Annotated in this window: 26 protein-coding genes and 1 tRNA gene; 10 read left to right on the top strand and 17 right to left on the bottom strand. The window is 69.9% G+C overall.

Annotated features, from left to right (window positions below; genetic code table 11):
• Window positions 1-32 precede the first annotated feature (32 nt).
• The 6 genes from fabF to DVS28_RS12975 all read right to left on the bottom strand — a co-directional run bounded on the left by fabF (window position 33) and on the right by DVS28_RS12975 (window position 4,407).
• Complete coding sequence (gene fabF / locus DVS28_RS13000; RefSeq protein ID WP_164710478.1) at window positions 33-1,247, bottom strand: beta-ketoacyl-ACP synthase II; 1,215 nt, start codon at window positions 1,245-1,247, stop codon at window positions 33-35.
• Window positions 1,248-1,317: 70 nt separating this feature from the next.
• Entirely contained in the window at window positions 1,318-1,554 is a 237-nt protein-coding gene (locus tag DVS28_RS12995; RefSeq protein WP_108666275.1) for an acyl carrier protein, read from the bottom strand.
• A gap of 124 nt (window positions 1,555-1,678) precedes the next feature.
• Complete coding sequence (locus tag DVS28_RS12990; RefSeq protein ID WP_114591823.1) at window positions 1,679-2,695, bottom strand: beta-ketoacyl-ACP synthase III; 1,017 nt, start codon at window positions 2,693-2,695, stop codon at window positions 1,679-1,681.
• A 42-nt stretch (window positions 2,696-2,737) separates the two neighbouring features.
• Complete coding sequence (locus DVS28_RS12985; protein ID WP_114591822.1) at window positions 2,738-3,052, bottom strand: hypothetical protein; 315 nt, start codon at window positions 3,050-3,052, stop codon at window positions 2,738-2,740.
• A gap of 237 nt (window positions 3,053-3,289) precedes the next feature.
• Complete coding sequence (locus DVS28_RS12980; RefSeq protein ID WP_216826006.1) at window positions 3,290-3,892, bottom strand: thymidine kinase; 603 nt, start codon at window positions 3,890-3,892, stop codon at window positions 3,290-3,292.
• An 86-nt stretch (window positions 3,893-3,978) separates the two neighbouring features.
• Window positions 3,979-4,407, bottom strand: a complete 429-nt coding sequence (locus tag DVS28_RS12975) for an acyl-CoA thioesterase (protein ID WP_114591821.1) — start codon at window positions 4,405-4,407, stop codon at window positions 3,979-3,981.
• A gap of 21 nt (window positions 4,408-4,428) precedes the next feature.
• Here DVS28_RS12975 and DVS28_RS12970 point away from each other — a divergent pair, with 21 nt between their 5' ends.
• Together DVS28_RS12970 and DVS28_RS12965 are read left to right on the top strand one after the other, a co-directional pair.
• Entirely contained in the window at window positions 4,429-5,814 is a 1,386-nt protein-coding gene (locus tag DVS28_RS12970; RefSeq protein ID WP_114594161.1) for a M20/M25/M40 family metallo-hydrolase, read from the top strand.
• Between the two features lie 13 nt (window positions 5,815-5,827).
• A complete protein-coding gene (locus tag DVS28_RS12965) occupies window positions 5,828-6,154 on the top strand; it encodes a hypothetical protein (RefSeq protein WP_114591820.1) in 327 nt (108 codons plus the stop codon).
• Between the two features lie 24 nt (window positions 6,155-6,178).
• Here DVS28_RS12965 and DVS28_RS12960 read toward each other — a convergent pair whose 3' ends face one another.
• Complete coding sequence (locus DVS28_RS12960; RefSeq protein WP_114591819.1) at window positions 6,179-6,652, bottom strand: hypothetical protein; 474 nt, start codon at window positions 6,650-6,652, stop codon at window positions 6,179-6,181.
• Between the two features lie 110 nt (window positions 6,653-6,762).
• A complete protein-coding gene (locus tag DVS28_RS12955) occupies window positions 6,763-7,203 on the bottom strand; it encodes a hypothetical protein (RefSeq protein WP_114591818.1) in 441 nt (146 codons plus the stop codon).
• A 240-nt stretch (window positions 7,204-7,443) separates the two neighbouring features.
• On the opposite strand from DVS28_RS12955, the gene DVS28_RS12950 reads away from it, so the two are divergent.
• On the top strand, window positions 7,444-8,346 hold the full coding sequence (locus DVS28_RS12950) for a hypothetical protein (RefSeq protein ID WP_164710477.1): 903 nt from the start codon (window positions 7,444-7,446) through the stop codon (window positions 8,344-8,346).
• 45 nt (window positions 8,347-8,391) lie between these two features.
• Here the strand turns inward: DVS28_RS12950 and DVS28_RS12945 are convergent, their stop codons facing one another.
• Together DVS28_RS12945 and DVS28_RS12940 are read right to left on the bottom strand one after the other, a co-directional pair.
• Window positions 8,392-9,867, bottom strand: coding sequence for an LVIVD repeat-containing protein (locus DVS28_RS12945; RefSeq protein ID WP_114591816.1), 1,476 nt, complete (start codon window positions 9,865-9,867; stop codon window positions 8,392-8,394).
• A 105-nt stretch (window positions 9,868-9,972) separates the two neighbouring features.
• Complete coding sequence (locus DVS28_RS12940; RefSeq protein WP_164710476.1) at window positions 9,973-11,997, bottom strand: cell wall-binding repeat-containing protein; 2,025 nt, start codon at window positions 11,995-11,997, stop codon at window positions 9,973-9,975.
• A 24-nt stretch (window positions 11,998-12,021) separates the two neighbouring features.
• On the opposite strand from DVS28_RS12940, the gene DVS28_RS12935 reads away from it, so the two are divergent.
• Window positions 12,022-13,752 carry a CocE/NonD family hydrolase gene (locus DVS28_RS12935; protein WP_216826005.1) on the top strand — a complete coding sequence of 577 codons (1,731 nt, stop codon included), beginning with the start codon at window positions 12,022-12,024 and terminating at the stop codon, window positions 13,750-13,752.
• Between the two features lie 10 nt (window positions 13,753-13,762).
• Here the strand turns inward: DVS28_RS12935 and DVS28_RS12930 are convergent, their stop codons facing one another.
• Together DVS28_RS12930 and DVS28_RS29215 are read right to left on the bottom strand one after the other, a co-directional pair.
• Entirely contained in the window at window positions 13,763-14,842 is a 1,080-nt protein-coding gene (locus DVS28_RS12930; protein ID WP_114591813.1) for a quinone-dependent dihydroorotate dehydrogenase, read from the bottom strand.
• 50 nt (window positions 14,843-14,892) lie between these two features.
• On the bottom strand, window positions 14,893-15,975 hold the full coding sequence (locus tag DVS28_RS29215; RefSeq protein WP_164710474.1) for a CorA family divalent cation transporter: 1,083 nt from the start codon (window positions 15,973-15,975) through the stop codon (window positions 14,893-14,895).
• Between the two features lie 274 nt (window positions 15,976-16,249).
• On the opposite strand from DVS28_RS29215, the gene DVS28_RS12920 reads away from it, so the two are divergent.
• Window positions 16,250-17,638, top strand: a complete 1,389-nt coding sequence (locus DVS28_RS12920; RefSeq protein WP_114591811.1) for a DEAD/DEAH box helicase — start codon at window positions 16,250-16,252, stop codon at window positions 17,636-17,638.
• A 710-nt stretch (window positions 17,639-18,348) separates the two neighbouring features.
• Here the strand turns inward: DVS28_RS12920 and DVS28_RS12915 are convergent.
• The 3 genes from DVS28_RS12915 to DVS28_RS12910 all read right to left on the bottom strand — a co-directional run bounded on the left by DVS28_RS12915 (window position 18,349) and on the right by DVS28_RS12910 (window position 20,492).
• Window positions 18,349-19,218: a hypothetical protein gene (locus DVS28_RS12915; RefSeq protein ID WP_164710473.1), complete on the bottom strand. Its 870-nt coding sequence runs from the start codon at window positions 19,216-19,218 to the stop codon at window positions 18,349-18,351.
• Window positions 19,219-19,606: 388 nt separating this feature from the next.
• The gene (locus DVS28_RS28385) at window positions 19,607-20,329 is read right to left on the bottom strand and encodes a hypothetical protein (RefSeq protein WP_164710472.1); all 723 of its coding nucleotides are present in this window, start codon (window positions 20,327-20,329) and stop codon (window positions 19,607-19,609) included.
• An 86-nt stretch (window positions 20,330-20,415) separates the two neighbouring features.
• Window positions 20,416-20,492, bottom strand: a tRNA-Glu gene (locus DVS28_RS12910).
• A gap of 196 nt (window positions 20,493-20,688) precedes the next feature.
• On the opposite strand from DVS28_RS12910, the gene DVS28_RS12905 reads away from it, so the two are divergent.
• From DVS28_RS12905 to DVS28_RS12885, 5 genes are all read left to right on the top strand, one after another.
• Entirely contained in the window at window positions 20,689-20,910 is a 222-nt protein-coding gene (locus DVS28_RS12905; RefSeq protein WP_114591809.1) for a hypothetical protein, read from the top strand.
• A 59-nt stretch (window positions 20,911-20,969) separates the two neighbouring features.
• Window positions 20,970-21,563, top strand: a complete 594-nt coding sequence (locus tag DVS28_RS12900; protein ID WP_164710471.1) for a DUF4112 domain-containing protein — start codon at window positions 20,970-20,972, stop codon at window positions 21,561-21,563.
• Window positions 21,564-21,795: 232 nt separating this feature from the next.
• The gene (gene rpmB / locus DVS28_RS12895) at window positions 21,796-22,032 is read left to right on the top strand and encodes a 50S ribosomal protein L28 (protein WP_114591807.1); all 237 of its coding nucleotides are present in this window, start codon (window positions 21,796-21,798) and stop codon (window positions 22,030-22,032) included.
• Window positions 22,032-22,196, top strand: a complete 165-nt coding sequence (rpmG, locus tag DVS28_RS12890) for a 50S ribosomal protein L33 (RefSeq protein ID WP_114591806.1) — start codon at window positions 22,032-22,034, stop codon at window positions 22,194-22,196. The genes rpmB and rpmG overlap by 1 nt, the downstream gene beginning before the upstream one ends.
• A gap of 2 nt (window positions 22,197-22,198) precedes the next feature.
• The gene (locus tag DVS28_RS12885; RefSeq protein WP_108666300.1) at window positions 22,199-22,444 is read left to right on the top strand and encodes a type B 50S ribosomal protein L31; all 246 of its coding nucleotides are present in this window, start codon (window positions 22,199-22,201) and stop codon (window positions 22,442-22,444) included.
• A gap of 106 nt (window positions 22,445-22,550) precedes the next feature.
• On the opposite strand, the gene lnt is transcribed toward DVS28_RS12885, so the two are convergent.
• Together lnt and DVS28_RS28380 are read right to left on the bottom strand one after the other, a co-directional pair.
• The gene (gene lnt / locus DVS28_RS12880) at window positions 22,551-24,140 is read right to left on the bottom strand and encodes an apolipoprotein N-acyltransferase (RefSeq protein WP_164710470.1); all 1,590 of its coding nucleotides are present in this window, start codon (window positions 24,138-24,140) and stop codon (window positions 22,551-22,553) included.
• 37 nt (window positions 24,141-24,177) lie between these two features.
• Entirely contained in the window at window positions 24,178-24,651 is a 474-nt protein-coding gene (locus DVS28_RS28380) for a hypothetical protein (protein WP_164710469.1), read from the bottom strand.
• Between the last annotated feature and the right edge of the window lie 165 nt (window positions 24,652-24,816).

The following is a 24,816-nucleotide window of genomic DNA, read 5'->3' as shown; positions in this document are numbered from 1 at the left end:
GGCTCGTGTCGGTGTCGGTCGGGACCGGTTGGTCAGGCGGTGAACGCCAGGACGGCGTTCTGGCCACCGAACCCGAAGGAGTCGGAGATCACGGCCTCGACCTTCGTCTCGCGGGGGGCCTTGGAGACCACGTCGATCTGGATCTCCGGGTCCTGGCTGTCGAGGTTCGCGGTCGGCGGGATCACCTGGTGGTGCAGGGTCAAGGCGCTGAACGCGGCCTCGATCGCCCCGGCGCCACCCAGCGCGTGCCCCGTGACGCCCTTGGTGGACGTCACCGCCGGACGGTCGCCAAGGACACGGGCGATCATCCGGGCCTCGGAGACGTCGTTGAGCGGGGTCGAGGTCCCGTGGGCGTTCACGTGGTCGATGTCGCCCGGTTCGAGGCCGGCATCGGCCAGCGCGGCCCGGACGGCCATCTCGCCGCCGGCACCCTGCGGGTCCGGTGCGGTCACGTGGTGTCCGTCGGCGCTGGCGCCGTAGCCGGCAAGCTTCGCGTAGGTCCGCACGCCACGGGCGTCGGCGTCGGCGACCCGCTCGAGCACCAGCACACCGGCGGCCTCGGCGGCGACGAAGCCGTCGCGGCCGGCGTCGAACGGCCGGGACGCGGCGGTGGGGTCGTCGCGACGGGTCGACAGGGCCGTCATGTTGTTGAAGCCGGCGATCGACAGCGGCGTGATGCCCGCTTCGGTGCCACCGGCGATGACGATGTCGCACCGTCCGACCCGCAGCAGGTCCAGGGCGTAGCCGATGGCGGTCGCCCCCGACGCGCAGGCGGTGGCCGTGGCCAGGTTCGGGCCGTGCGCGCCGAAGTCCATGGCGATGTGCCCGGCCGCCATGTTGGGGATCATCCGTGGGATGAGGTGCGGGGACACCCGGTTGGGGCCCCGTTCCATCAGCACGCCGTGCTGCTCCTCCCACGTGGGAGCCCCGCCCATGCCACACCCGAGGACGACGCCGACGCGCGGACCGTCCCAGGTCTCGTGGTCGAGGTCCGCGTCGGCGATCGCCTCACGGGCCGCCACCAGCGCGAGCTGCACGAACCGGTCCAGCTTCCGAGCACGTCGGCCCAGCAGGGCGTTGGCGTCGAAGTCCGGGATCCGGCAGGAGAAGTCGACGTCCATGCCCTCCAGGACGGGGTCGGGCGTGGCCGTGCTCTCGCCTCGGAGGACCGCCTCCCAGGAGGCCGCAGCCCCGATACCGCCGGGGGTGACCAGGCCGATGCCGGTGATCGCAACGGGTGTGCTCATGGCGTGTGTGCTCCTCTGGGATCGTTGGAGGGGGACGGCCGGTGTCGCCGCCGGCCGGACGGGCCGGTTGCTAGACCGACGCGCCCTTGGACTCCAGCAGCTTGACGGCGTCGCCGACGGTCTTGAGCTCGGCGGCTTCCTCGTCCTCGATCTTCACGCCGAGCTCGTCCTCGGCGGCCATGGAGAACTCGACGAGGTCGAGGGAGTCGAGGTCGAGCTCCTCGAACGTGGTGGTCTCGGTGACCTCGTCGGCAGCGATGCCGAACTTGTCGTCCAGCAGGGCGACGATCTTGGTGTAGACAGACATTGCGGTTCCTTCGTGTGTTGGTGGTTGTGGGATCGGTGCGGCCGACGATGGCACACACCCCCGATGCCGGTCGGCACCGGGTACAGAACCCTCCGGTCACGGAGGGCCAGGTCTGTGGGCAGCCTCAGATGGTGGGCAGCTCGGGCCAGGTCAGCGTGGTGGATCCCCACGTCAGCCCGGCCCCGAACGCCGTCAGGAGCACCTTGTCGCCAGCACGCACGGCACCGTCGGCGTGGGCATGGGTCATGGCGATGGGGATGGAGGCCCCTGCGGTGTTGCCGACCCGGTCGATGTTGACGTAGCACCGCTCGCGCTCGAGGTCGAGGTTGCGGGCGACGGCGTCGAGGATGCGGATGTTGGCCTGGTGGCCGATCATGACGTCGACGTCCTCGATGGACCAGCCGCGCCGATCCAGCGCGACCCGGCAGGAATCGGCCATGCCGGGGATGGATCGGCGATAGACCTCGCGACCCTCCATGGCCAGGAACTGGTCCCGGCCGGCAGGGGCGTCCTCGCTGGGCGGCATGCTGCCGCCGCCACCGATGGTGATCAGGTCCGACCCCTCACCGTCGGATCCCAGGTCGAAGGCGCCGAACGCGCCCGGTTCGTCGTGGTCGCCGGCGCGAACGACCGCCGCGCCGGCACCGTCACCGAAGATGACCCGCGTGTTGCGGTCGCTCGGGTACAGGAAGCTGGAGAAGACGTCGCTGCCGATGACCAGCACGGTCCGCGCGGTGCCGGCCGCGATCAGGCCCTGGGCCGTGGCTGCGGCGTACACGAACCCGCTGCAGACCGCGGCGACGTCGAAGGCGGGGACGTGGCCGAGTCCGAGCGCCGTGGCGACGTCCGGGGCCGTGGCCGGGCACAGCCGATGCGGCGTGGAGGTGGCCACGACGACCGCATCGATCGCCGTGCCCTCACCGTGATGCTTGAGCGCCTCGCGTCCGGCCTCGACGGCGAGGTGCAGCGAGGTCTGCCCCTCGGCCGCACGTCGACGCTGACTGATCCCCGTGCGAGAGGAGATCCACTCGTCGGAGGTGTCCATGACCCGGGAGAGGTCGTCGTTGGTCACGACCTCCTCCGGCAGGTACGCGCCCAGTCCGGCGAGGACCATGGCGGGGACGTGCTGGTGGTGAGTCATGTGGCTGGTGTGGCTGGTCGCGGTGGCGATGTGGTCAGGTGCCTACGCGGACTCGAGGCCGGTGGGGGCCACGCGCTCCATGTAGGCCAGTCCCTGGCCGAGGCCGACGAGCTGACCGGGGCGGGCCAGCATCTCCTTGAGGGTGGCGCCGATCGGGGCGATGACGGCGTCCGCACGGCCGTTGCCACCGGTGATGTGGCCGATGATGTCGCCGGGGGCGACGGTGGCCGGGGCGTCGATGGCCGGGGCGAAGCGTCCCTGGGACGGGGCGACCGCGATGGACATGCGGTCCGCGACGGTGCCGGCGAAGCTCTCGATCTCGTTGGCGGCGGGGATGTCGGTGACGACGTCGAACATGTGGGGGTCTCCCTTGCGTTGTTCTTGGTTGGACGGGGCCCGGGGGTGCGGGTTCCGGCTCTTGTCACCACCATTCTTGACATTGACGTCAATGTCAACTTCTTCTCCCCGCCCAATGGGACAACCCTGACCGACATCCATGACGAAGGGGATGAAGTTCCCGTTTCACGGGTGTTTCCGGGCGCTTGACAACCGGCCAACACCACCGTCGGTGGTGCTGGCGTGACCCCATGGCGACTAGGGGAGGGAGACCAGCGCCGGGTCGTTGACGACCGCGTGGCAGCGGCGGCAGACGGGCTCATAGCGAACCCGATCGCCCGTGACATCGCCCACCAGCACCTGGTCGCCATCGGTCACCATGACCCCGTCGACCAGGCGCGCGTTGTGCGTGGCGATGTTCCCGCAAGCACACAACGGCTGGGTCGGCAGCGCGACGTGGCGGTCAGCCAGCTCGATCAGGCGCGCCGACGCCGGGAACAGCTTGGTGCGGAAGTCCGTCAGCAGGCCGTAGGCCTCCACCGGGACGTTCAGCTGGTCGGCCACGCGGGCCAGCTGGTCGATCTGCTCCGGGGCGTAGAAGTGGGCCTCGTCGGCGACGACATGGTGGACCTCCTCGTCACGGAGTCCGTCGGCCACCATCGCGAAGACATCGGAGGTGGTCGTGATCACGTTGGCCGGTGCTGACACGCCCACCCGGGATGCCACCACACCCTCCTGCCGTGGCTGCATGACGATGAGCATGCCCTTGAGCCCACGTGCGGTGACGTGGTGATGGCGGACGAGCGCCGCCAGGCTCTTGCCGCCGCCCATCGGGGCGTGGGAGAAGGTGAGGGTTGCCACGGGTCGTCCTCGTCGGTCGCGGAACGTCCGTCCATCGTGTCATGCCCCGTCCCCCGCACAGCGCAACCACCACCGGCCGGTCGGCCTCATCCCGAGACGGCACCCAGCAACGGCTCGACGGGCTCGAGCGCAGCCCGGAGGAAGTCCGGGATGGGCCGCTTGCCGGACCCGTCGGTGGCCACGACCACGTAGACCGTGCGACCGGTGACGCACTCCTCGTCGTCGACCCGGACGGAGAAGTCCAGCACGAAGGACGTGGAGCCGAGCCGGGCAGTCGAGACGGCCACCCCGACCTCGTCACCCCACCCGACCCCACGGCGCCAGGTGATGTCGGTGTTGACCAGCTGGACGTCGAACCCCCTGTCCATCATGTCCTGGTAGGGGACGCCACGATGGGCGAGGAAGGCCGTCAGGGCGTCGTCGAAGTACGCCAGGTACCACATGTTGAAGACCACGCCCTGCTGGTCGACCTCGAGGTATCGGACGTCGATCGGGTGGATGAAGGTGTGGTGCACGCCGCCGTAGGATGCCTGACCATGGCTCCGACCACATCCGAGATCATCGCCGCCGTCGACGCCGGGCACGCCACCGCCCGGGCGGACCTCGAGGCGTTGTGCCGCATCCCCTCCATCGCCTTCGACGGCTTCGACATGGCCCCGGTGCACGAGAGCGCCCGCGCCACCGCGGAGCTGCTGGAGCGCTCCGGCCTGCAGGACGTCCGCCTGCTCGAGGGGGGCGGCGCCCCACCGGCGGTGTTCGGCGAGGTGCACGTGGACGACGACAGGCCCACGGTGCTGCTGTACGCCCACCACGACGTGCAGCCGACCGGCGACGTCGACGCGTGGACATCACCGCCGTTCGAGCCCACCGAACGCAACGGTCGCCTCTACGGGCGCGGCTGCGCTGACGACAAGGCCGGCGTGGTGGCCCACGCCACCGCGATCGCCGCCTGGAACCAGCTCGGCGGGCCGCCGGTCAACGTGAAGGTCATCATCGAGGGTGAGGAGGAGATCGGTTCGCCGCACCTCGACGCGTTCCTCGCCGAGCACGGTGACCTCCTCGCTGCCGACGCCGTCGTGGTCGCCGACCTCGTCAACTGGCAGGTCGGCACCCCCTCGCTGACCTACCTGCTCCGGGGCATGGTCGACGTGGCCGTGGAGATCCGGGTGCTGGAGCACGCCGTGCACAGCGGGATGTACGGCGGCCCCGTCCCCGACCCGTTGACGGCGATGGCCAAGCTGATCGCCGGCCTCACCGACGAGACGGGCGCCCTGGTCATCCCCGAGCTGCGGAAGGGGCTTCGTTCCCCCACCCCCGAGGAGATGCGACGCCTGGAGGCCCTGGACTTCGACGAGGACCGGTTCCGTGGGGAGGCCAGCCTCGGCGCCGACGTGCGCCTGGGTGGGGACCCGGACCTGCCGGCCCTCCAGAAGATCTGGATGGAGCCCAACCTGACCGTCCTCGGCATCGACACCCCGTCGGTGCAGCAGGCGAGCAACGCCATCCAGCCGATCGCCCGCGCCAAGCTCGGCCTGCGCCTCGGGCCGGGCCAGGACGCCAAGGCGGCACGACAGGCCCTGGTGGACCACCTCAACGCCCAGGCTCCCATGGGCCTGGAGGTCACCGCCACACCCGGCGCTGCCGGCGACCCGTTCGAGACCGAGCTGGACCGTCCGCCGGTGCGCGCGATGCTTGCGGCCCTGGAGAAGGGCTACGGCGCTGCCCCGGTCCTGATGGGCAGCGGCGGGTCGATCCCGCTGCTCGGCCCCCTGCAGACGGCCAACCCGGACGCGTCGATGTTGTTGCTCGGCGTCGAGGACCCGGACTCCCGCGCGCACGGGATCGACGAGTCCCTGCACCTGGAGGACTGGAAGTCCGCCTGTCGCTCGGTGGCGCTGCTGTTCGCCGAGCTGGCCGGCTGACGGGCCGCCGTCGATGAGCCAGAAGTCCGACTACGACGCCGCGTACTTCACGCTCCTCCGTGCCCACGAGGAGCTGGACCACCTGCGCCGCTACCAGGAGTACCTCGGCGAGGAGCTGGCCCGCCTGGGGCAGTTCGCCCGTGACATCCACGACGCCTCGGGCGTCGTGCCACGGAAGTTCCGCAGGCTGATCGACTCCACGGACAAGCCGACGCTGGAGGCCATCGGCAAGCGCCGGGCGGTCGTGCTGGCCGAGCAGGAGGCGATCCCGGAGCGGCTGGCCGCCCAGGAGGCCTTCGTGCTGGAGATGGAGGAGGAGGTCGCGGCCCTGCGGCCGTGAGCCCCGCCTCCGGGGTGGCGTGGGTCAGACGTTGGAGGGCACGACGCCCTCGAACCGCAGCACCAGGTCGTTGGGCTGCACGGTCAGGCCGAGCTCCTCGCGGGGGGCCCACAGGGGAATGCAGTCTCCCTGGCCGGCGTGGCCGCAGAGGCAGACGACGAGGTCGCCCTCGGGGGTCATGCCGATGAGCTGGCGGGCGTAGCTGAGCAGCTCCTCCATCGTCACCTCGCCACCCATGCGACGCCAGTAGGCCATCGCCCAGCGGGACTCGGGACGGCCGAAGATGGCCAGCGCCGTACCGGGCGTCAGCTTGGTGATGGCGTCGAGGGTCTTGAGCTTGCCCTCGATGATCGAGTCCTGCTTCGGCTGCTTGCCGATGCGCGCCCCCGCGGTCGGCTCGCCGAGTCCGCCGGGCAGGTCGGACAGGTCGTAGTTCCCCGCCGCCTGTGCCGCCTTCTGACGATCGACCTCGACCTCGTAGACCTGCTTGGTCGCCACGCTGTATGCCTCTTCCCGAACCGTTGACGCAGGTGACAGCCGGTCGCGCCACCTCCCACGAAGCCTAGCGGCCAATCCGCGTCCCGCCGATGACGCGCCGACGTCCGCGATCAGGACTCGAGGCACTCCAGCCAGGCCACGACCTCGACCGGTGGGCGGTCGGGACCCCCGGGTTCGGTGACCAGCCCGAGGCGCACCGTCGTGTCGACGTCCCCGGGCTGGACGCAGGTCGGGTAGCCGTCCGCGGAGATGGTCCGTTGCCACTCCCCCTCGCCGTCCCGCCAGAGCACGCCGACCAGGCCCAACCCGGTGTCCACCAGGTCCTCGGGCGCCGACACCGCCATGGCGCTGCCGGTCGGGTCGACCGCGGCGACGACCGCAGTCACGGTCCGGCCCGACGGGGCCACGGTCCAGGTCAGCGTGGCCACCGCACCGAAGACCGCACCGATCACCAGCAACAGCACCGTCCGCAGGGCGGGACGGCGGCGCAGCCCCTCGGGCGGCCAGGCGTCGTGATCGTGCGCGTCGTGGTGGTCCTCGTGGCTGCTCACCGGGCTCACGCTATCCGCCGGACGGTCACGACGGCCTGAACCCGCGAGTGGGCGGCTGCCGGGGTCGACCGGTCCCCACCCTGATCGGTCGACCCCCTCCGCAGCGGCGGAGCACCCCCTCGGTGGGTGGCTGTGTGCGGCGACAGACCACCACGAGGGCGTCGCACCGGCGTCGCAGCGTTGGCGACCCAATACCGGCTGTCTAGGATTGCCGTTCACAGAGCAACCATGGAGACAGGGGTGACTGATTCGCTGGCCGCGGCAGCGGTGCTGCGGCGGATCCTGCAGCAGCCGGGACCGCGCCGGCTGTGGCTCCGCCATGCCATCGTCGGCCCGGCCGACGGCGTCAACCAACGTGCGGTGGCCGCCGTGCTCGCCGGGTACCTCGCCGACCGCGGCGAACGCCCCGACAGCCTGGACCTGCCGCGCCGGCTGAAGGATCGTGTGAACCGTGCCCTGAGCGGGTCCTCCCTCAGCGCGGAGACGCTGCGATGGTTCATCGAGGCCTTCGAGCTGGATCCGGACCAGGAGAGCGAGCTGTTCCAGGCGTGGCTGGGCCCGGGGGTCGCCAACCACGGTGCGGTCGACGACCAGCTCGAGGACGGGGTCGAGGACGACGGCCACCGGACCCTCCACCTGCAGGAGTGGCACCGCCTCGGGCCCGACGGGATCCCCACCGTCCACGAGACCGTCCAGACGATCCAGGCCACCGGCGAGACCCTCGAGGGCTACCTGTACCGCTTCGACCGCAAGGAGGTCGTGGTCGACGGCCTCCACGGCGGCCGTGCTGGACCGGTCCACGAGGTGGACGAGGGCCTGCACGGCGTCTGGATCACGTTCCCCACCCCGCTGTCGAAGGGTGACACCGCGACGCTGCGGTATCGGACGCGGTTCGCGTTCCAGAGCCCTCCCCCACCACGGTTCCGTCGGGCCAGCAGACGACGCATCGACCAGGTCCTGGTCATCGTGGAGTTCCACCCGGCTCGCATGCCCCGACGGGTCCGCTGGTGCCACTGGGACGGGTACGGCCCCGACGCCGCCGTGGTCGCGGAGGAGGACGTGACGGTGGGCCGGTCCCATGACGTGCACCGGGTGGTCAGCCCGCTCCAGCGGGCCACCGTGGGCTTTCGCTGGGAATGGTGACGGCCGGTCCTGTGCCGGACCGGCCGTCCCCCCGTGGGAGCTGGATCAGCGCCGGGCGGTCTTGCGCCGGCGCGTCTCGATGACCAGCAGGCCGAAGCCCAGCAGCAGGATGGCGGCCGGGCCGACCCCGTCGGCGTGGAAGGACGACGCCGGGACGAAGCTGCTGGTCAGGATCTGGGTCGCGGTGGCCGACTCGTAGGTGCCGGTGGCCTCCCCGCCGAGGCGGATGACCTCCATGCCGCGCGTGTAGTCGTGGATGAACAGGACGTCCTCGGTGACCCACTGGACCGAGCCGGAGTAGCCCTGCAGGGGAACGATCCAGGCCGACTCGTCCCCGAACGTGCCGTCGGCGTTGATCGGCACGAAGCGCGTGCCGCGGTCGTAGTAGGACGTGGCCAGCATGCCGCCACCGTCGAAGGAGGGAGAGAACTCCATCCAGTGCGCGCAGTACAGGACGTGCGCGGGGGCGTTGCCGTCCACGTAGAGTCCCCGCCCGGCCGCGTCGAAGCTGTCGACCGGAGCGAACGTCGCCCGTGCCGTCATCTCCTCGAACGTGATCGTCCCGGCCTCCCATTCGGCGATCGCGCCGGCGACCGCCGAGGCGTCGTAGGTCTCGATGACCGACTCGCTGCCGTCGCAGTCGGTGCCGGCCAGGTCGCCGTTGGGGGCGATCTCGGTACCCGCCACCAGGATGTCGTCGAGGCGCCCGTCCGCGTGCGTGGCCCACTCCACGGAGTGGTAGCCGAGGCTGCGGAACGTGTGGCCGTGGACCGACTCGTCGATGCGGGTGATCTCACGGATGCCGGTGGCGTCGCCGTCCAGCAGGGCGCTGGTGTCCATCAGGATGGCGGTGGAGCCCGCGGACATGACCAGCCCGGGCCGGATCTCGGTCAGGTCGTGGGTGTAGCCGGTGAAGCCGACGATGTCGCGCCACCCGAAGGAGAGCTGCTCCGGCTCGGCGGGGTCGGTCAGGTCGATGATGTGTCCGGTGCGACCGAAGGCGTAGGCACAGCCGGCGATCTGGCCGGTGTCGAGCCTGCCCGTGGCGCACTCCCACGTGTGGTCAGTGACCGGCACGGTGGCCAGCACCGACAGGTCGCTCGGGTCGGACACGTCGACGACGGTCAGCGCGGCCCCGGTGAACGGGTTGGCGGAGCTGTCGACGAGGAGGATGTTGCCGTCGGTGTCGGGGTCCTCCTGCGCCAGGGCCACACCGGTGGTGGTCTGGAACCGCACCAGGGAGCCAAGGAGCTCGGGCGCCGCGGCCTTGTCCCCCGACACGTCGTAGGTGTAGATGCCCCGCGGGTCGGTCACGTAGTAGACGTCGCCCAGCCTGGTCCCACCTGCTGTGCCGGCGTGCTCGGGGAAGCGACCCAGGTAGTCGATGTTGTCGGTCGCCGCGAAGGTGACGTCGGCGGGAAGCGTCGGGTCGAGCCCGATCGTCGGGTGGGCGATGGCGGTGCCACCCATGGCCATCAGCAGCAGGCCGGTCAGGACCGAGAGGAGGAACGAACGAAACAAGGGGAGTACTCCATCGTGGAAGAGGGGTTGTTCCTCCGTTCGACATCGGGTGCCCGATTTCCTTCCGTGGGACGGAACCGACGACCGTTTCGCAACGACGCCCGCTCAGGTGGGACAGGCCTCGATGTAGTCGCTGAGCACGCCCGTACCGATCAGCGAGATGCTGCCGATCAGGAGGGGCCACCCGTCCGCGCAACCGTCGAGCCCGGCGACGACCTCGGCGGGCAGGTGGTCAGGGGCGGTCAGCAGCACGGGCAGGTCCTGTCCGGCGGCGAAGCCCGCGGCGGCGAACCCGAAGGCCCACCCGTCGACCTGCACGCCGTTGACCAGGACCATGCCGCCGTCGGTGCGTTCCCCGAAGCCGAAGACGTCCTCGGCGATCGCGACGGCGGTGGCCATCCGCGTGTTGCCGGCCAGCCGCCGGGGTGACGGCAGCGCCTCGACGACGGCATCGGCCACGGCGGCCGCGCCGCCGAGCACCGTCGTTCGGGCGATGTCGAACTCCTCGATCAGGTCGGCAACGGCCTGCGGAAGGCTGTCCCCGACGACGACCACCGGAATGCCCGTCGCCGCCGAGGCGGCCCCACCGGCGACCGAGTCGGCCCATGCGGCGGTCGGGTTGCTGGCCGGGGATCCGGCACGGGCCACGTACAGCTCGTCCGCGCCGGTGCGTGTCAGCACCTCCTGTGCGACCGCGACCGCGGTGTCGACGCGGCTGTCACCGGCGAGCCGCTGCACGCGGAAGCCGAGCTCCTCGACGGCGTCGACGACGGCCTCGGAGATGGCGTTCTCCCCGCCGAGGACGTACACGGTGGCGCCGTCGGGCAGGACACGCTGGAGTTCCTGGGCGGTGGTGGGCACCAGCCCCTCGGGGGTGGTGAACAGCAGCGGGCCGTCGGCGGTCAGCGCCGCCCCGGCGAGGGAGTCGGCGAAGACGTCGTAGCGGGACAGCACGGCATGGCTGGCCTCGTCCTCGGCGTAGCGGGCGGCGGAGAGGCTGGCCGCCATGTCGATCGGCGCCTCCAGCGGCAGCCGACCGCTCCGGAACTCCACGAGCGGCGCCGGTGGCAAGTTCGCCGGGGCACGGACGGGCAGCCGACGGACCGCGTTGTAGTGCTCCGGGAGGTCCCCGATGGACCCGTGCGGCGCGTTGGCGTCGACGTTCCACAGGTCGAGCTTGTCGGTGGTGATGTCGGGCACCAGGAGGGTGTCGTCGTCCAGCCACAGCGCCTGCGCCGGTCCGCGACCGGGACCGAAGGGACTGCTCTCCCCCAACCGCCGCACGTCGCTGCCGTCACGGCCAGCCACACCGGCCACGACGAAGTTGCGGCCGCCGGTCGGCTGGATCCACTCCAGCCACAGCATCGTGCCCGACGGGTTGTAGGCGATGTCGCCCACCATCCGCTCCGGCGTGGCCAGGTCGGCCACCAGCTCGTGACCGCGCGTCCGGACCTGTGCCACCGAGGCCGACGAGTCCAGCGTGGCGACGGCGAAGGCGTACATCTGCGAGTCGGGTGTCCAGCTCAGCTCGACGTGCGGGAAGGGGGCGAACGCCGAGAGGTCGGCGACGAACCGGGGCACACCGACCGGCAGGGTGATCGCCTCGAGGTCGGTTCCGTCGACGTAGAGCATCTGGCTGCCGTCGGGGGCGATCCAGGCCAGGCGGACGTTGTGGTCAGTCTCGGTCAGGACCGTCTCGACGTCCTGGTGGCTGGTGACCGCCATCAGCTCCTGCAGGTCGTAGATGGACAGATGGGCCTCGTGGGCAGCCACGACCATGTCGGCGCCGGTGTGACGCAGGGCCACGGCGCGAGAGCTCGCCGCCCAGAACGGCAGCTGCCGGTAGCCCGTGTCATCGGTGGCGACGAGCCGCCGCTCGCTCAGGACGAACGATCCGTCCTCGGCGACGCCGGCGATGCGTTCGGCGTTGCCCGGCCATCCTCGGAAGGACTCCCGGTCCAGGCCGCCGGAGGCCGACCCGGTGGTCAGCGCTCCCCCACCCGTCGGGCGCTGCCACAGCAACCCGACGTCGTCGAGCTGGAGCTGGGCGTTGGCGGGGGCGGGCGGGGCGAGGCCGACCAGGACGAGCGTCGCGGTCAGCACCGTCAGGACTGCGAGGTGACGTTGCATGGGCTGGGCAGGGTGCCATGGACGGTGCAGGAGTCCAGCCAGCGGGTGTCGAACTCCCCCGGCATGCGTCGCACCGCCCTGCTCGTCGTCCTTGCCCTGACCCTCTCCGTCCTGGCCCTCGCCCCGTCGGGCGCCGGCGCGGACAGCGTTCCGGCGGGCTACACCTTCACCCAGGAGTGGTTCGAGAGCCACGACGGCCTGCAGCTGCACGCCGCGGTGTTCCTGCCGTCGGACCACGTCGACGGTGAGGAGCATCCCGTCATCCTGGTGCCGACGCCCTACACCTCCCCCAACGGCGGGGCGACCGGCCTGAACCTGTCCGGTCCCGAGATCCGCTTCCCCGAGCTGTTCACCCACGAGTCCTTCGGCCAGGACCGCTGGGCGTACGTGCAGTTCGACATCCGGGGCTTCGGCGGGTCGGAGGGCTGCTTCCAGTACTACATGCCCAACGAAGCAGCGGACGTCGAGACCGCGGTGGAGTACATCGCGGGGCTCGACTGGGCCGGCGACGTGGCCCTGTGGGGCAAGTCCTACGACGCCGCCCAGCACGTGCTGGCGCTCGGTCGCGAGGAAGTCGACGGCCTGGCGGCCACGGTGATCCAGGCGCCCGGTCTGTCGGCCTACACCGCCCTGTGGGACAACGGCGTCCACTACGCCACCGGTCGGTACGCCACGACCAGCGTGTACACCGCCGATGACCTGTTCCCGGCCCACAACACCTCCACGCTCGGGGAGGTGAACTACTGGCGGGCCACGCTGTCGCCGGTGACGACGGCGGCGAACTACCCGACCTGCCGCACCGACGGCATCGTGCTGATGAACACCGTGTGGGACCGCGAGGACCCCTTCTGGGCCGACAAGGAGCCTTATCTGGACGCCGTCGGCTCGGACGTGCCGACCTTCTGGCTGCACGGCTTCCACGACGCCAACACCAAGCCGCGCCACATGGACGTGTACTCCTCGCTGACCGGGCCGTCGCAGGCGTGGTTCGGCCAGTTCACCCACGTGCGGGGTCACGAGGCGGGGGTCGGCCGCAGCGACTACTTCATGGACGAGGTCTTCCGCTTCCTCGACCGGCACGTCCTGGGCCGCGACCCCGGCACCACGGACGCTGCGGTGACGGTCCAGCAGGGCGACACCGGCGACTGGCGCCACGAGGCCCAGTGGCCGCCGACCGACGGGTTCGACTGGACCATGCCGCTCAACCCCGGCACCTACGTCGACGAACAGGGCAACAACGCAGGCGGGTCCTCGGCCGGTACGGGTGTGCTGAGCGTCAGCCCGGTGTTGCCCCACGACGTGCACCTCGGTGGGGAGGTCACGATCGACGCGACCGTCGCCACGACCGTGCCCCTGGCACACATGGTCGGCCTGCTCTACGACATCGCGCCGGACGGTCGGGCCCGGTTCGTCCAGCGCGGCGCGCAGCTCGTCGCCGGGACCGGGGAGCAGACGCTCTCCTTCACCCTGTATCCCCAGGACTGGGAGTTCCGGGCCGGGCACCGCATCGGGGTGCTGCTGTCCCCCGGGGACGACAGCTGGTACTCCCCCGGCGTGACCGGCCAGGAGGTCGACGTCGTGGCCAGCGAGGCCACCTTCCCCCTCATCGCGATCGACCGCACCGAGCTGATCGACGGTGGCGTCTCGGACGGATCCGACGACGTGTCACCGTTCGTGCTCGCGGCCGAGCGGATCGGTCAGGCGGAGGTCGACGTGATCCTGCCCCCGGCACAGACACCTGCGGACGGCACCTGAGCGTCGCGGCTCAGGCGTCGGCACCGATGATCTCGGCGACCGAGGTGTGGCCCTCGGCGCGCAGTCGGGCGGCGAGCTGGCGGCTGACCGTGGTCGGCCAGCCGGGTCCGCCGTACACCACGCCGGTGTAGGCCTGCACCAGCGACGCCCCGGCACGAAGGCGCTCCCAGACGTCATCGACGTGCTCCACGCCACCCACGGAGACCAGGACGAGCCGGTCGCCCACGCGAGCGTGGAGGCGCTTGAGGACCTCCACCGCACGGTCCCGGAGCGGAGCGCCGGACAGTCCGCCGGTTTCCGCCGCCAGGCGTCCGCGTGTCCGCAGCCCCTCGCGGCTGATGGTGGTGTTGGTCGCGATGATCCCGGCCAGGCCCAGCTCCACGGCAAGGTCGGCGACCGCGTCGACGTCGGCGTCTGCGAGGTCGGGCGCGATCTTGACCAGGACCGGCAGGTCGTCGGGGGCCGCGCCGCGGACCGCGTCCAGCAGCGGACGCAGCTGTTCGGTGGCCTGCAGGTCCCGAAGCCCGGGGGTGTTGGGCGAGCTGACGTTGACGACCAGGTAGTCGGCGAACGGGGCAAGTCGCTGGGTGGAGACCACGTAGTCCTCGGGGGCGTCCTCGGCAGCAACGACCTTGGTCTTGCCGATGTTCACGCCCACCACGCCGCTGTCCCCGGTCGACAGCCGCTCGGTCAGGCGCTGTCGGGCCGCCGCCGAGCCGTCGTTGTTGAAGCCCATCCGGTTCACGAGGGCTCGGTCCGCGGGCAGGCGGAACATGCGCGGTCGCGGGTTGCCCGGCTGGGGCTGACCGGTGACGGTGCCGATCTCGACGAAGCCGAAGCCGAACGCGTCGAGCGCCCGGTAGACCTTGGCGTCCTTGTCGAACCCCGCGGCCATCCCCAGCGGACTCGGGAAGGTCACCCCGAAGGCCTCGGTGGCGAGGATGGGGTCGGGCCGCCCGACGATCCGGCGGACGAGCCACAGGGCACCCGGGATCGCCTGGAGGAGCCGCAGCAGGCGGATGGCTACATGGTGGGCCTGCTCGGCGTCGAGGCGCACGAGCACACGGGAGAACAACAAGCGGTACAGCACGCCGTCGGAGGGTAACCGGCCGGGGGGCGCCTGCCCGCTCGGCACGCGGTTCACAGCCACTTGCGGGTGCGGAAGATGACGTAGAGGCCGACCGAGCACAAGGCCATGACGCCGAGCAGGATCGGGTAGCCCAGCGGATGGGAGAGCTCGGGCATGTGTTCGAAGTTCATCCCGTAGACACCGGCCAGCAGGGTCGGGACGGCGGCGATGGCCACCCATGCCGAGATCTTGCGCATGTCCTCGTTCTGTCGCAGCGCCACATCGGTCTGGTAGGCCGCGAGGATGCCGCTCAAGAGGCCGTCGACGGCCTCGGCCCGGTCGACGAGCCGGACCAGCCGGTCCCTGAGGACCTCCCACTCCCCCCGTCCGACCTCGGCGAGCAACGGCACAGTCCCGTCCATGAGGTCATCGAGGGGGTCGATGAGCGTCGCGGTTCCCTGCTGGAAGTCGATGGCCTCGCGCTTGAACAGGTAGATCCGCTTGGAGGCGTCCGGGGCTGCGTGGTCGTCGAACACCTCGCGCTCGAGGGCTTCGACGTCGCGACGGAGGTCGGCCAGCACGGCGCCGTAGCCGGCGATGACGGCCTGCAGGTGGGCCCGGACGATCCCCGCCGGGCCACGGGCGAGGTCGGATGCCTGCTGCTCCAGGTGCCAGCGAAGGTCCCGCACGTCGGTGGGCGCGTGGCGTGCAACCGTGATGACCAGGTCGCCGTGGACGATGACGCTGAGGCTGCCGATCTCCACGAGGTCACGTCCCGGGTCGTAGCGGGCAGCGGCGACGGTGAGGACGAGCGACCCGTCCGGTTGGGTCAGCGACGCCCGGCTGGACGACTCCTCCATCGCCATGCTGAGGACGGGCGGCAGGTGCGCGATCTGGGCCAGCCGGTGGACCTCCTCCCGCGAGGGGTCGCTGAGCGCGATCCAGCACGTCCGCCCGTGTCCTTCCGCGAGGGCGGCGAGTGCCCCCACGGGTGTGTCGGTGTCGGGCAGCGCCACCCCTGCCCGGTAGGTCCCACAGCCGTTGATCATCCGCGCATCATCGCGCAGGCGGCGCTCGTCCGTCGGCTGCCCGGAGGAGTCGTCGGGATGGCCGACAACGGGGGGTGTCCGCCCGGCCTCCCCCCGTTGCGTCACGAACCGGGTACCGTGGGTGCCAACGCGTCGAGCTGGGCCACATGCTGGCCGGACACGACGCCGTCCCGGCCGCAGTGGCTGCGACGACGCTCGGCCGCCGGCCACGGACTTCTCCGGGGCACGCGAGCACCACCGACCCCGCGGCACCTCCCCCTGACCCGCCGCCGGCGCGTGCCTTCACGCGCCAGCCGTCCCGCTCCAGCGGGACCGGCACTGCGCATCGAGCGCGTGCCCGATCGCGTTGCCCACAGGGCGCGCCCCGAAAGGTTTCACCATGTCCCCGACGTCCACCCCCACCCGCGAGCGATCCCGTCGCCGCACCGACGGCGAGCAGCCCACGTTCGAGGCCCTCGGCGTCGACCAGGAGCTCGTCCGCATCCTCGGTCGCCAGCAGATCCGAACCCCCAGGCCCATCCAGGCCGACACGATCGAAGCCGCCCTCGACGGCCTCGACGTCTGCGGCCGTGCCCCGACCGGTTCCGGCAAGACGCTGGCGTTCGTCCTGCCGCTTGCCCACCTCGTGCCCGGGAACGGCCGTCCGGTCGGCCTCGTGCTGGCACCGACCCGTGAGCTGGCCGTCCAGATCGACGAGGTGCTGGCGCCGCTGGCCGACCGTCGTGGCCTGCGCACCCGCGTCCTGATCGGCGGCACCAAGATCAACAAGGACATCAACGCCCTCAAGCGCGGCGTCGACATCCTCGTCGGGTGCCCCGGTCGCATGATCGACCTCAAGAACCGCGGCCTCCTGGACCTGTCGAAGGTGCGCATGGCTGTGCTGGACGAGGCCGACCGCATGGCCGACATGGGCTTCATCCCCGATGTCACCCGCCTGCTGGACGCCACGGACTGCGCGGACGGACAGCTCCTGCTCTTCTCCGCCACGCTGGACGACACGACCGCCAAGCTGGAGCGTCGCTACCAGTCCGACCCGGTCCGTGTCGACGTCGGCAACGCCGTGAAGGCCTCGGGCAACGTCAGCCACACCTGGCACGTCGTCCCTCGTGCGGACCGTCGTCCCATCACCGAGAAGCTCCTTTCCGACAGCCGGTCGGCGATCGTCTTCACCCGCACCAAGCGTGGCGCGGACCGTCTCGCCAAGCAGCTGTCCAGGGGCGGCCTCAAGGCAGCCCCGATCCACGGTGACCGCTCCCAGAGCCAGCGTCAGCGGGCCCTCAACGACTTCACCGACGGTCGGGTCGGCGTGCTGGTCGCCACCGACATCGCCGCGCGTGGCATCCACGTCGACGACGTCGACGTCGTGCTGCACTACGACTTGCCGGCCACGGCCGAGGACTACACCCACCGGTCGGGACGCACCGGTCGCGCGGGTGCCGACGGCACCGTGCACGCCGTGGTCTGCGACGACTCCAAGGGCGACGCCAGGACCCTCGCGAAGGACCTGACCGTCGACCTGGGCTGGGTTGGCGACAAGAACGGGCCCAACACCGCCGCCCCGAAGCAAGCCGGCAACGGTGGGAACAACGGTGGCGGCCGTGGTGGCAACGCCCGCAACGGCGGCGGCAACAACGGTGGCCGCGGAGGCAACGGTGGCAACGGAAACGGTGGGGGCGGCAACGGAAACGGCAGCCGTCGCCGTCGCAACGGCAACGGCCAGGCCAGCGGCGGACAGCGGTCCGGCCGCAACCAGTCGCGTCGCGGCTGACCCCGGCTGACCCGAGGACGAACGACGCGGCCCGATCCTGATGGATCGGGCCGCGTTGTTGTCTGTCGTACCCACTGGGCCTGCGTGGCCGTGGATCGCGGTGGTAGCCCCGACGGATTCGAACCCGCGCCGCCGGCTTGAAAGATCCGCTGTACCGGCCGCTGACCTGCGGTTACTCCCTTCTGGCCTTCGCAGACGCGCCATAGTGGTGTCCGGGAGACCCTGAGATTTGCCGCCTTTGACCCGATGCCTATGGCAGAAGTTCTGGCCCGCGGACCTGGTGGCCGTTGAAATCAACGCCCCGGGAAGCGTGCAGCGGCTCCGGGGCCAGCCATGAGTTAGGAGGTCATGCCATCAGCACTGGTACGACCCCCTTCCACGCCCACCCCCCGTCGACGTCGAGGAATTCGGCGACCGCCACTTCGGGGACGTACAGACCAGACTGGCGACGCGGCCCGGGTGCTGGCTGAGTAGATCGGGCCCGAGACGCTGTCGCTTGAGCGCGACGCCGACGACTTCGAGGAGGCGGTGACGATGTACGTGCTATGCCCGGCACTGGTGCCGATCATCGACGTGAGGCCGACACGGTCGGCGGAAAGGACGAGTCGGTCATGCGCGACCAGTTTCCGGCATCGTTGCGGAGTGGGGCGACAAGGGGGCCCCGGGGGGCGGAGTTGACCGACCTGCCCAGGGAGCGAACTCCAATGACATCAGGTGCGGGGTCGGGATAGGTGCTTCCCGAGGTTCCGCTTGGCCCCCTCAACCCAGTTGTCCCATATTCTCGGATCAGCACCTAACGTCGTATTCCGTCGAGCCATGGCATCGAAGAGCACCTGCACGGCGAGAGCGCTGTCCAGCGCTACGTCCTGCACCCCTCTGGGGCGTGCATCGACACGATAGACGCCGCCTCTACCGACGGGGCGGACCTCGGAGACTTGCATGAAGCCCCAGGCAACGCCATGGATGATCGCTGAGCCGGATCGGTAGTAGGCCATCGCGGCCGGTTGGCGACTACCGGCATTCATTTTCCTAATGAGATCCGTGGCCGTTGGCCTTCCGGAGCCCACAAACTGCTTCGCTTCGTACCCGTTGGCGCGCGCATGGCGGTATACCTCCTCCACGCCCGCCTCCGCCCCGTCGTCAACGCCCAACTCGCGCGCCAATTTGGCAGCCTCACGAAGGCTGTAGATGCGCTCATTGAGCGCCCTGCGGTGCCGTTCTCTTGGGTCGATTCCGGGGTCCCAGAGCCACCAAGCACGTGCGGCGTTGTCCAGCACGACACGAATCAAACCTTTGTCCACCAACGGCTTGAGCGGGGGATGCATGAGGTCAGCGAGTGCGCCGAGGTGCTGATTGGCGACGACCAACGGCATCGTGCCAGCGGAGTAGGTGAACACGGCTGGTTGGCCGATCCATTCGGTGGCAAACCCCTCCATCGTTGGTGAAGCGATACCGGCCGGAGAGTCGTCCGTTGGGCGCTTGGTCAATTCCAGAAAGTTGGTGATGAAATTGCTCGTCGACTGTAGAACGTGTCGCACGGGCCGCAACGCCTCGTCCTGTCGTGCGAGCTCTTCCCCCATGGTGACAAGGTACCGGGTGGGTGTGACAAGCCGACTGCGACGGAGCCAGGTCCAAGCTGGCCTCCGTCGTGGGGTCGGAGGCGGAGAGTTCGGCGAGAGAATCGGCGAGGGGTGGGTCCCCGACCTTGCCGCGGTCGTGGCGGGGATCGAGCGCGGTTTGGCAGCGGGCCCAGAGCCCGGCTTGGAAAGGGTTGGCCAAGGTGGGACGGAATCGTGTTTGACCGACTCCGCCGCATCGAGTCGCAGGCGAGCCGAGCCATCTGGTCTGTCAGCGCTGCGTGAAGGCGACACCGCTGAGCCGGGTCGCGCTCCACGCGGAACTCAGGGACGCGGCGGTCAGCCCACCGGAGATACTCCTTGGTGAGGCAGAGGGTAGGTACCCCAACCGTCAATTCGTGCTCGACCCGAACCTGTCAGAATGCTCTGTGGACGAAAGTGTCCAGAAATCCACGTGATCCTCATGCGCTGGTAGGGCAGTCGCGGTCACGTCTTCGCCCCGAACGTGTGCCGCAAGTTGCGCTGACAGCACCTGGATCAGGCCTCGTAAGCGGTCTTGAGCCCCCGAAACCGAACCGTTGGCGACCCTTTCGAGCAGCGCTTGCCGACCGACCATCACATGGGAGAGCAGATCCGTGAACCGATGAACATCCGCACGAAGGGCTGGCTCTTGGAGTCGGCCCACATACTGACCACGGTGAAGCATCCATGCGTTGCGAGCGTCATGGATTGGCTGCGTTCGAACTTGGACCGACCCTGGGCTCAGGGTGTCGGGCAACTCAAGAATCCGCTCGCTGATCTTGGCCAGACTCTTAATCAGTTCGCCGGCAGCATCGACGCTGGGTGCCAGTCGTGCCCATCGGAGTTGCTCGTTGGCCACGTCCAGCGAGTGCGCGGCGACATCGAGGCTCTCGCGTGCAACGTCCAATGCCTCCCGAGCAAGGTTACGGTCGCGCCGCATCTCATTTATGAGGTTTTCGCTCGCTTTCGCTGCAGTCTGGGCGTACGTGAGGCTGCGTTCCGCGGCCTTGGCCGTCCGTGCAGCCGCGAATGCAGCGGCGCCAGTTGCCATGACGCCGAGGAACGCAATCAGAACGGCAACGACATCGTTCATGCCACATACCGTATGGCACATAGGTGGCACGAAGGAGTCGTAGTATGTGCTCGTCGAGCAGTATGGCTCTGACCTGCGATTATGAGTGGTAGCCCCGACGGGATTCGAACCCGCGCCGCCGGCTTGAAAGGCCGGTATCCTAGGCCAGCTAGATGACGGGGCCAGGAGAGAGGGCAGTGTAGCGGCTCGACGCGGGTCCGACGCCCAACCGGTTACGGCTCGCCCGATCCACGCCATCTGGGGCATTTCGAGCAATCTGGTCCCGTGGCGCAACTTCGGAGACGAAGTTGCGTCCAACGGGCATGAGCAGTCCCGCTTCGCCCACTCCATCCCCTGGTTCGCGCGTGGTTCGCGCGTGGATGCAGCTGCCCGCCGAACGACGGCGAGCCGTCGTCAGCCTCGTCGCGGCGGTCGCGGCGGTGCTTGCCGTGGCCGCGATCTCGGGCGTGATGGTCGGGAGCGGCCTCAGCAACCTGGTGGGCCCGGTCGACCTCGTGCCGACCGCCGACGCCGTCACCCGCACCACCGGCGAGTGGGATCCCGACGCGCCGGCACTTCCTGCCCCGGTCGAACGGGAGTGAGCCGGGTGGGGGGATCATCGTCAGTGCGGGAGCGCAGCTACGTTACGCTGCTGCGTCAGATGGCCGAGACCTCACCCCCAGCCGACGGGCCGCCGTCGACGGGCCCGACCGAGCCCCACGTCCCGGAGCCGTCGCCGGCCGCGACGACGGACGCTCCGGCCAGCCCCTGGGCCACCAGGGCCGGTCTCGACCCGGCGGGGAGGCAACGCCTTGCACGGGTCCAGCGGTTCGCCAAGCTGCTCGACAGCCAGTTCACGGTGCCGGGCACGTCGCGCACGTTCGGGGTGGATGCCGTGCTTGGCCTGGTTCCCGGAATCGGGAGCAGCGCCGGCCTGGTGCTGTCCGTGGGCCTCATCGTCCAGGCGATCCACGCGGGCGCCCGCCCGGTCACCGTTGGCCGGATGATGGGCATCGCCGGCGTCGACGCGCTCGTCGGCACCATCCCGGTGCTGGGCACGGTGTTCGATTTCGTGTTCAAGGCCAACGAGCGGAACTCCCGCGTCCTGGCCAGCCAGGCGCTGCAGCCCGAACGGACCACCAAGGACAGCCAACGCCTGGTCGCCACGACGATCCTTGCCGCCATCGCGCTGGTCGTGCTGGTGCTCGTCCTGGCCGTCGTGGGGGTCGTCCTGCTGTTCAGGGCCGTCTTCTAGGCGCAGCGGGCCGGTACGGGGGGCGGCTGCGGACGGCCTCGTGCGGAAGGTCCGTGTGGATCTGCCGGCGGCATGGCACGCTTGCAGCAACGCGCAGCCGTTCCGTCGGAGCAGATGGTTGCCGACACCCCCGCCCGTGACGTACACTCGTCCGTCCGCGCATGGGGCGTGCGGTCAGCCGTGCCCGCGCCGCCCGCGCCATTCGTCCTCCAATATCTTTAGGAGCCCTGCCGTGAGCAAGGTCTGCCAGGTAACGGGCAAGCGCCCGACCTCCGGTAACAACGTGTCGTTCTCGAACAAGAAGACCAAGCGTCGCTTCGAGCCGAACCTTCAGAAGAAGCGCTACTACCTCCCTTCCGAGAAGCGGTGGGTCACGCTGACGCTGTCGACCAAGGCGATGAAGACGATCTCCAAGAATGGGATCGAGACCGTGGTCGCTGACATGCGCCGCAACGGGGTGAAGGTCTGATGGCACGCAACGACAACCGCATCAAGGTCAAGCTGCGCTCCTCCGCGGGCACCGGCTTCACCTACATGACCACCAAGAACAAGAGCACCCAGCGCGAGCGCATCACCATGAAGAAGTACGACCCGGTGGTCCGCAAGCACGTGGACTTCAAGGAAGAGAAGTAGGCATGAAGGCTGACATCCACCCCGAGTACCGGCCGGTCGTCTTCCAGGACACCGGCGCCAACGGCTGGACCTTCATCACCCGGTCCACCATCGAGACCAGCGACACCATCGAGCTGGACGGCACGACCTATCCGTTGAAGAAGGTCGACATCTCTGCCGCGAGCCACCCGTACTACACGGGCAAGATGAAGATGGTCGACACCGCGGGTCGTGTTGACCGCTACAACCGCCGCTACGCCAAGGGCTAGCGCCGGCCACACCGCAGACCTGATCAACGGCACCCCGATGGGGTGCCGTTGCTCGTTGCGGGGACGTTCACCAACCACCCGGACCCGGCGTCACGACCGAGCCGTGTCAGTCGTCCTCGGTGGTCCCGGTCCTTCGGGCACGGACGCGCTCCCCGAGCACCAGCGCCATGGCGGCGACGGCCATCATCTGGGCCAGCCCCGGCACCAGGCTGCCCAGGCGCATGGCCATGGTCGTCCCGTCGAGCAGGGGCACCTCCATGCGGGGCGAGGCCGGCTCGAACAGCTCGGTGCGCTGCAGGACCTCTCCCTCCGGAGAGATGAAGGCGCTGATCCCGGAGATGCCGGCGTGCACGACCCAACGGCCGGTCTCCACGGCGCGAAGCGTGCTGAACGCGAGGTGCTGCGCCGACATGGGCGTGTCGCCGAAGGAGGAGTTGTTGGTGCTTACGACGACCAGGTCGGCACCGGCCAGGACCTGGTCACGGACCAGGCCGGGGAAGATGTTCTCGAAGCAGATCACCCCTCCGATGTGGGCGCCGGCGACCTCGAGGACCTGGGCCTCGGCACCGGGCAGGGTGTCGTTGGGGATCTGCTCGAGGGGCGGGAACCAGTCCAAGAGACTCCGAGCCGGGACGTACTCACCGAACGGGACGGGCTTGCGCTTGACGTAGCTCGCGCCCTCTCCCTCCTCGGTGAACACCGTCATGCGGTTGAAGAGGGTGTTCGGCTGTGGCCCGCCGATGTACTCCCCCGCCAGGATGGGGGTGGGCGCGACGGCCTCCAGTCCTGCGGCCAGCAGGTCCGCGATCGGCTCGCCGCGGGGGGTGCGGATGTCGATGTCCAGGGAGTTCTCGGGCCAGATCACCAGGTCCGGTGGGTCAGCGGCGAACGGCTGGGTCGCCTGCAGGGCCAGCTCGGCCACGCGTTGGATGCGATCGCTGTCGAGCCGGTTGACCCCAGCCGCAGCCGTGGCGCGGGTGTCACCGGCCTGGGCGATCCCCACCTCGACGGTCCCGCCGGTCGGCTCGGGGGCCTCGCCGGTCAGGAGGACGGCCAGGGACAGGACCCCGAGCACGGTCAGCAACGGCGTGCGGATGGCACCGAAGAGGTGTTCGGCCGGTATCTCGGCCTTCCGTGCAGCAGGCCAGACCGCGCGACCGGTCCTGATGGCCTCCTCCGCGGCCACGGCGATCGCCGCGAGGGCGAGGGACACCCCGTGGACCCCGAGCGTCCGAGCGACGCCCAGCAGCGGTCCTCCGGCGTGCTGGGTGTAGCCGAGACTGCCCCACCCGAAGCCCCCCAGGGGCCAGACGCCCCGGGCAGCCTCGATGCCGACCCACAGCGCCACGAGGACCGCGGGACGCCAGAGCCGTTCGCCGTACACGGCGCCGAGCCCGACGAACAGGCCCAGCCACATGGACTGGATGACGACGAGCAGCCCGAACGCGGCCACCCCGAACGGCAGCAGCCAGTACAGCAGGGGCCCGAAGGCGACGAGCCCGGCGAGGGTTCCCCAGCCGAGGCCCGCGCGGAACGGACGTTGGTGTGTCGACAGGTTCCGCGAGAGGGCCACGAGGGGCACGAGCGCCACGTAGCCGAGCCACCCCGCGTCGATGGGGGGATGGCCCGCGAACAACATCGATCCGCCCGCCAGGGCCATCAGGAGGCGCTGGACGACTGGCGGGACGGGCCTCACGTGCCGACGGGGTCGTGGGGGTGCTGGGTCGTGAGGATCACACGCAGTCGAAGCAGAGCATCTCGTCGCGATCCGCGAGCTGCGAGGGCTTCTTGACGAGGAAGCAGGACCGACACGTGAACTCGTCCTCGCTGATCAGCTCGACCTTGCGGCGAGGCTTTGCGCCCTTCTTGCTGTCCTCGACGCCTTCGACGTCGAGTGGCTGGACCTCCTCGTCCTCTTCGAGGAGCTCGTCGAGCTCGTCGTCGAGGTCGTCGGCGTCGTCGTCCTCTTCTTCGACGACGTCGTCCTCCGTGTCGTCGTCATCATCGTCGTCATCGACGTCGTCGTCGTCGGCATCATCGGTGTCGTCGTCGGCGTCGTAGATCTCGTCGTCGTCGGCGATGTCGTCTGCCAGGTCGTCGAGGTCGTCGTCACCATCGAGGTCATCGTCACCATCGAGGTCGTCGTCGTCCTCGAGGTCGTCGTCGAGGTCGTCGGCTGCTGTGGACTCGAGGTCGCGGTCTGTCAACGCGGGCCTCCATGGGTCGGGGATGGGTGCCGCTGTGGCGAGGGACCGGCAGGGTAGCCCGTCGAGCCGTCCGCACACGTGCGGGTCACCGAAGCGGGCGCATGTGTAGCGGTTCGAGCGCCCCGGTGCAACGTCTCCGTGCAATGTCGCGGTGCGATGTCACGG

Source organism: Euzebya pacifica, from assembly GCF_003344865.1.
GTDB classification, from domain to species: domain Bacteria; phylum Actinomycetota; class Nitriliruptoria; order Euzebyales; family Euzebyaceae; genus Euzebya; species Euzebya pacifica.
This window is presented reverse-complemented; position numbering and strand designations above follow the sequence as displayed.

What these genes read in the sequence shown, in the direction of transcription:
- DVS28_RS12990 (WP_114591823.1), bottom strand. Translation starts at nt 2,695, where the DNA reads ATGACTCACCACCAGCACGTCCCCGCCATGGTCCTCGCCGGACTGGGC.
- DVS28_RS12885 (WP_108666300.1), top strand. Translation starts at nt 22,199, where the DNA reads ATGAAGGCTGACATCCACCCCGAGTACCGGCCGGTCGTCTTCCAGGAC.
- DVS28_RS12970 (WP_114594161.1), top strand. Translation starts at nt 4,429, where the DNA reads ATGGCTCCGACCACATCCGAGATCATCGCCGCCGTCGACGCCGGGCAC.
- DVS28_RS12905 (WP_114591809.1), top strand. Translation starts at nt 20,689, where the DNA reads ATGCAGCTGCCCGCCGAACGACGGCGAGCCGTCGTCAGCCTCGTCGCG.
- DVS28_RS28385 (WP_164710472.1), bottom strand. Translation starts at nt 20,329, where the DNA reads ATGAACGATGTCGTTGCCGTTCTGATTGCGTTCCTCGGCGTCATGGCA.
- fabF (WP_164710478.1), bottom strand. Translation starts at nt 1,247, where the DNA reads ATGAGCACACCCGTTGCGATCACCGGCATCGGCCTGGTCACCCCCGGC.
- DVS28_RS12920 (WP_114591811.1), top strand. Translation starts at nt 16,250, where the DNA reads ATGTCCCCGACGTCCACCCCCACCCGCGAGCGATCCCGTCGCCGCACC.
- DVS28_RS12985 (WP_114591822.1), bottom strand. Translation starts at nt 3,052, where the DNA reads ATGTTCGACGTCGTCACCGACATCCCCGCCGCCAACGAGATCGAGAGC.
- DVS28_RS12900 (WP_164710471.1), top strand. Translation starts at nt 20,970, where the DNA reads ATGGCCGAGACCTCACCCCCAGCCGACGGGCCGCCGTCGACGGGCCCG.
- DVS28_RS12995 (WP_108666275.1), bottom strand. Translation starts at nt 1,554, where the DNA reads ATGTCTGTCTACACCAAGATCGTCGCCCTGCTGGACGACAAGTTCGGC.
- rpmG (WP_114591806.1), top strand. Translation starts at nt 22,032, where the DNA reads ATGGCACGCAACGACAACCGCATCAAGGTCAAGCTGCGCTCCTCCGCG.
- DVS28_RS12965 (WP_114591820.1), top strand. Translation starts at nt 5,828, where the DNA reads ATGAGCCAGAAGTCCGACTACGACGCCGCGTACTTCACGCTCCTCCGT.
- DVS28_RS12915 (WP_164710473.1), bottom strand. Translation starts at nt 19,218, where the DNA reads ATGGGGGAAGAGCTCGCACGACAGGACGAGGCGTTGCGGCCCGTGCGA.
- DVS28_RS12940 (WP_164710476.1), bottom strand. Translation starts at nt 11,997, where the DNA reads ATGCAACGTCACCTCGCAGTCCTGACGGTGCTGACCGCGACGCTCGTC.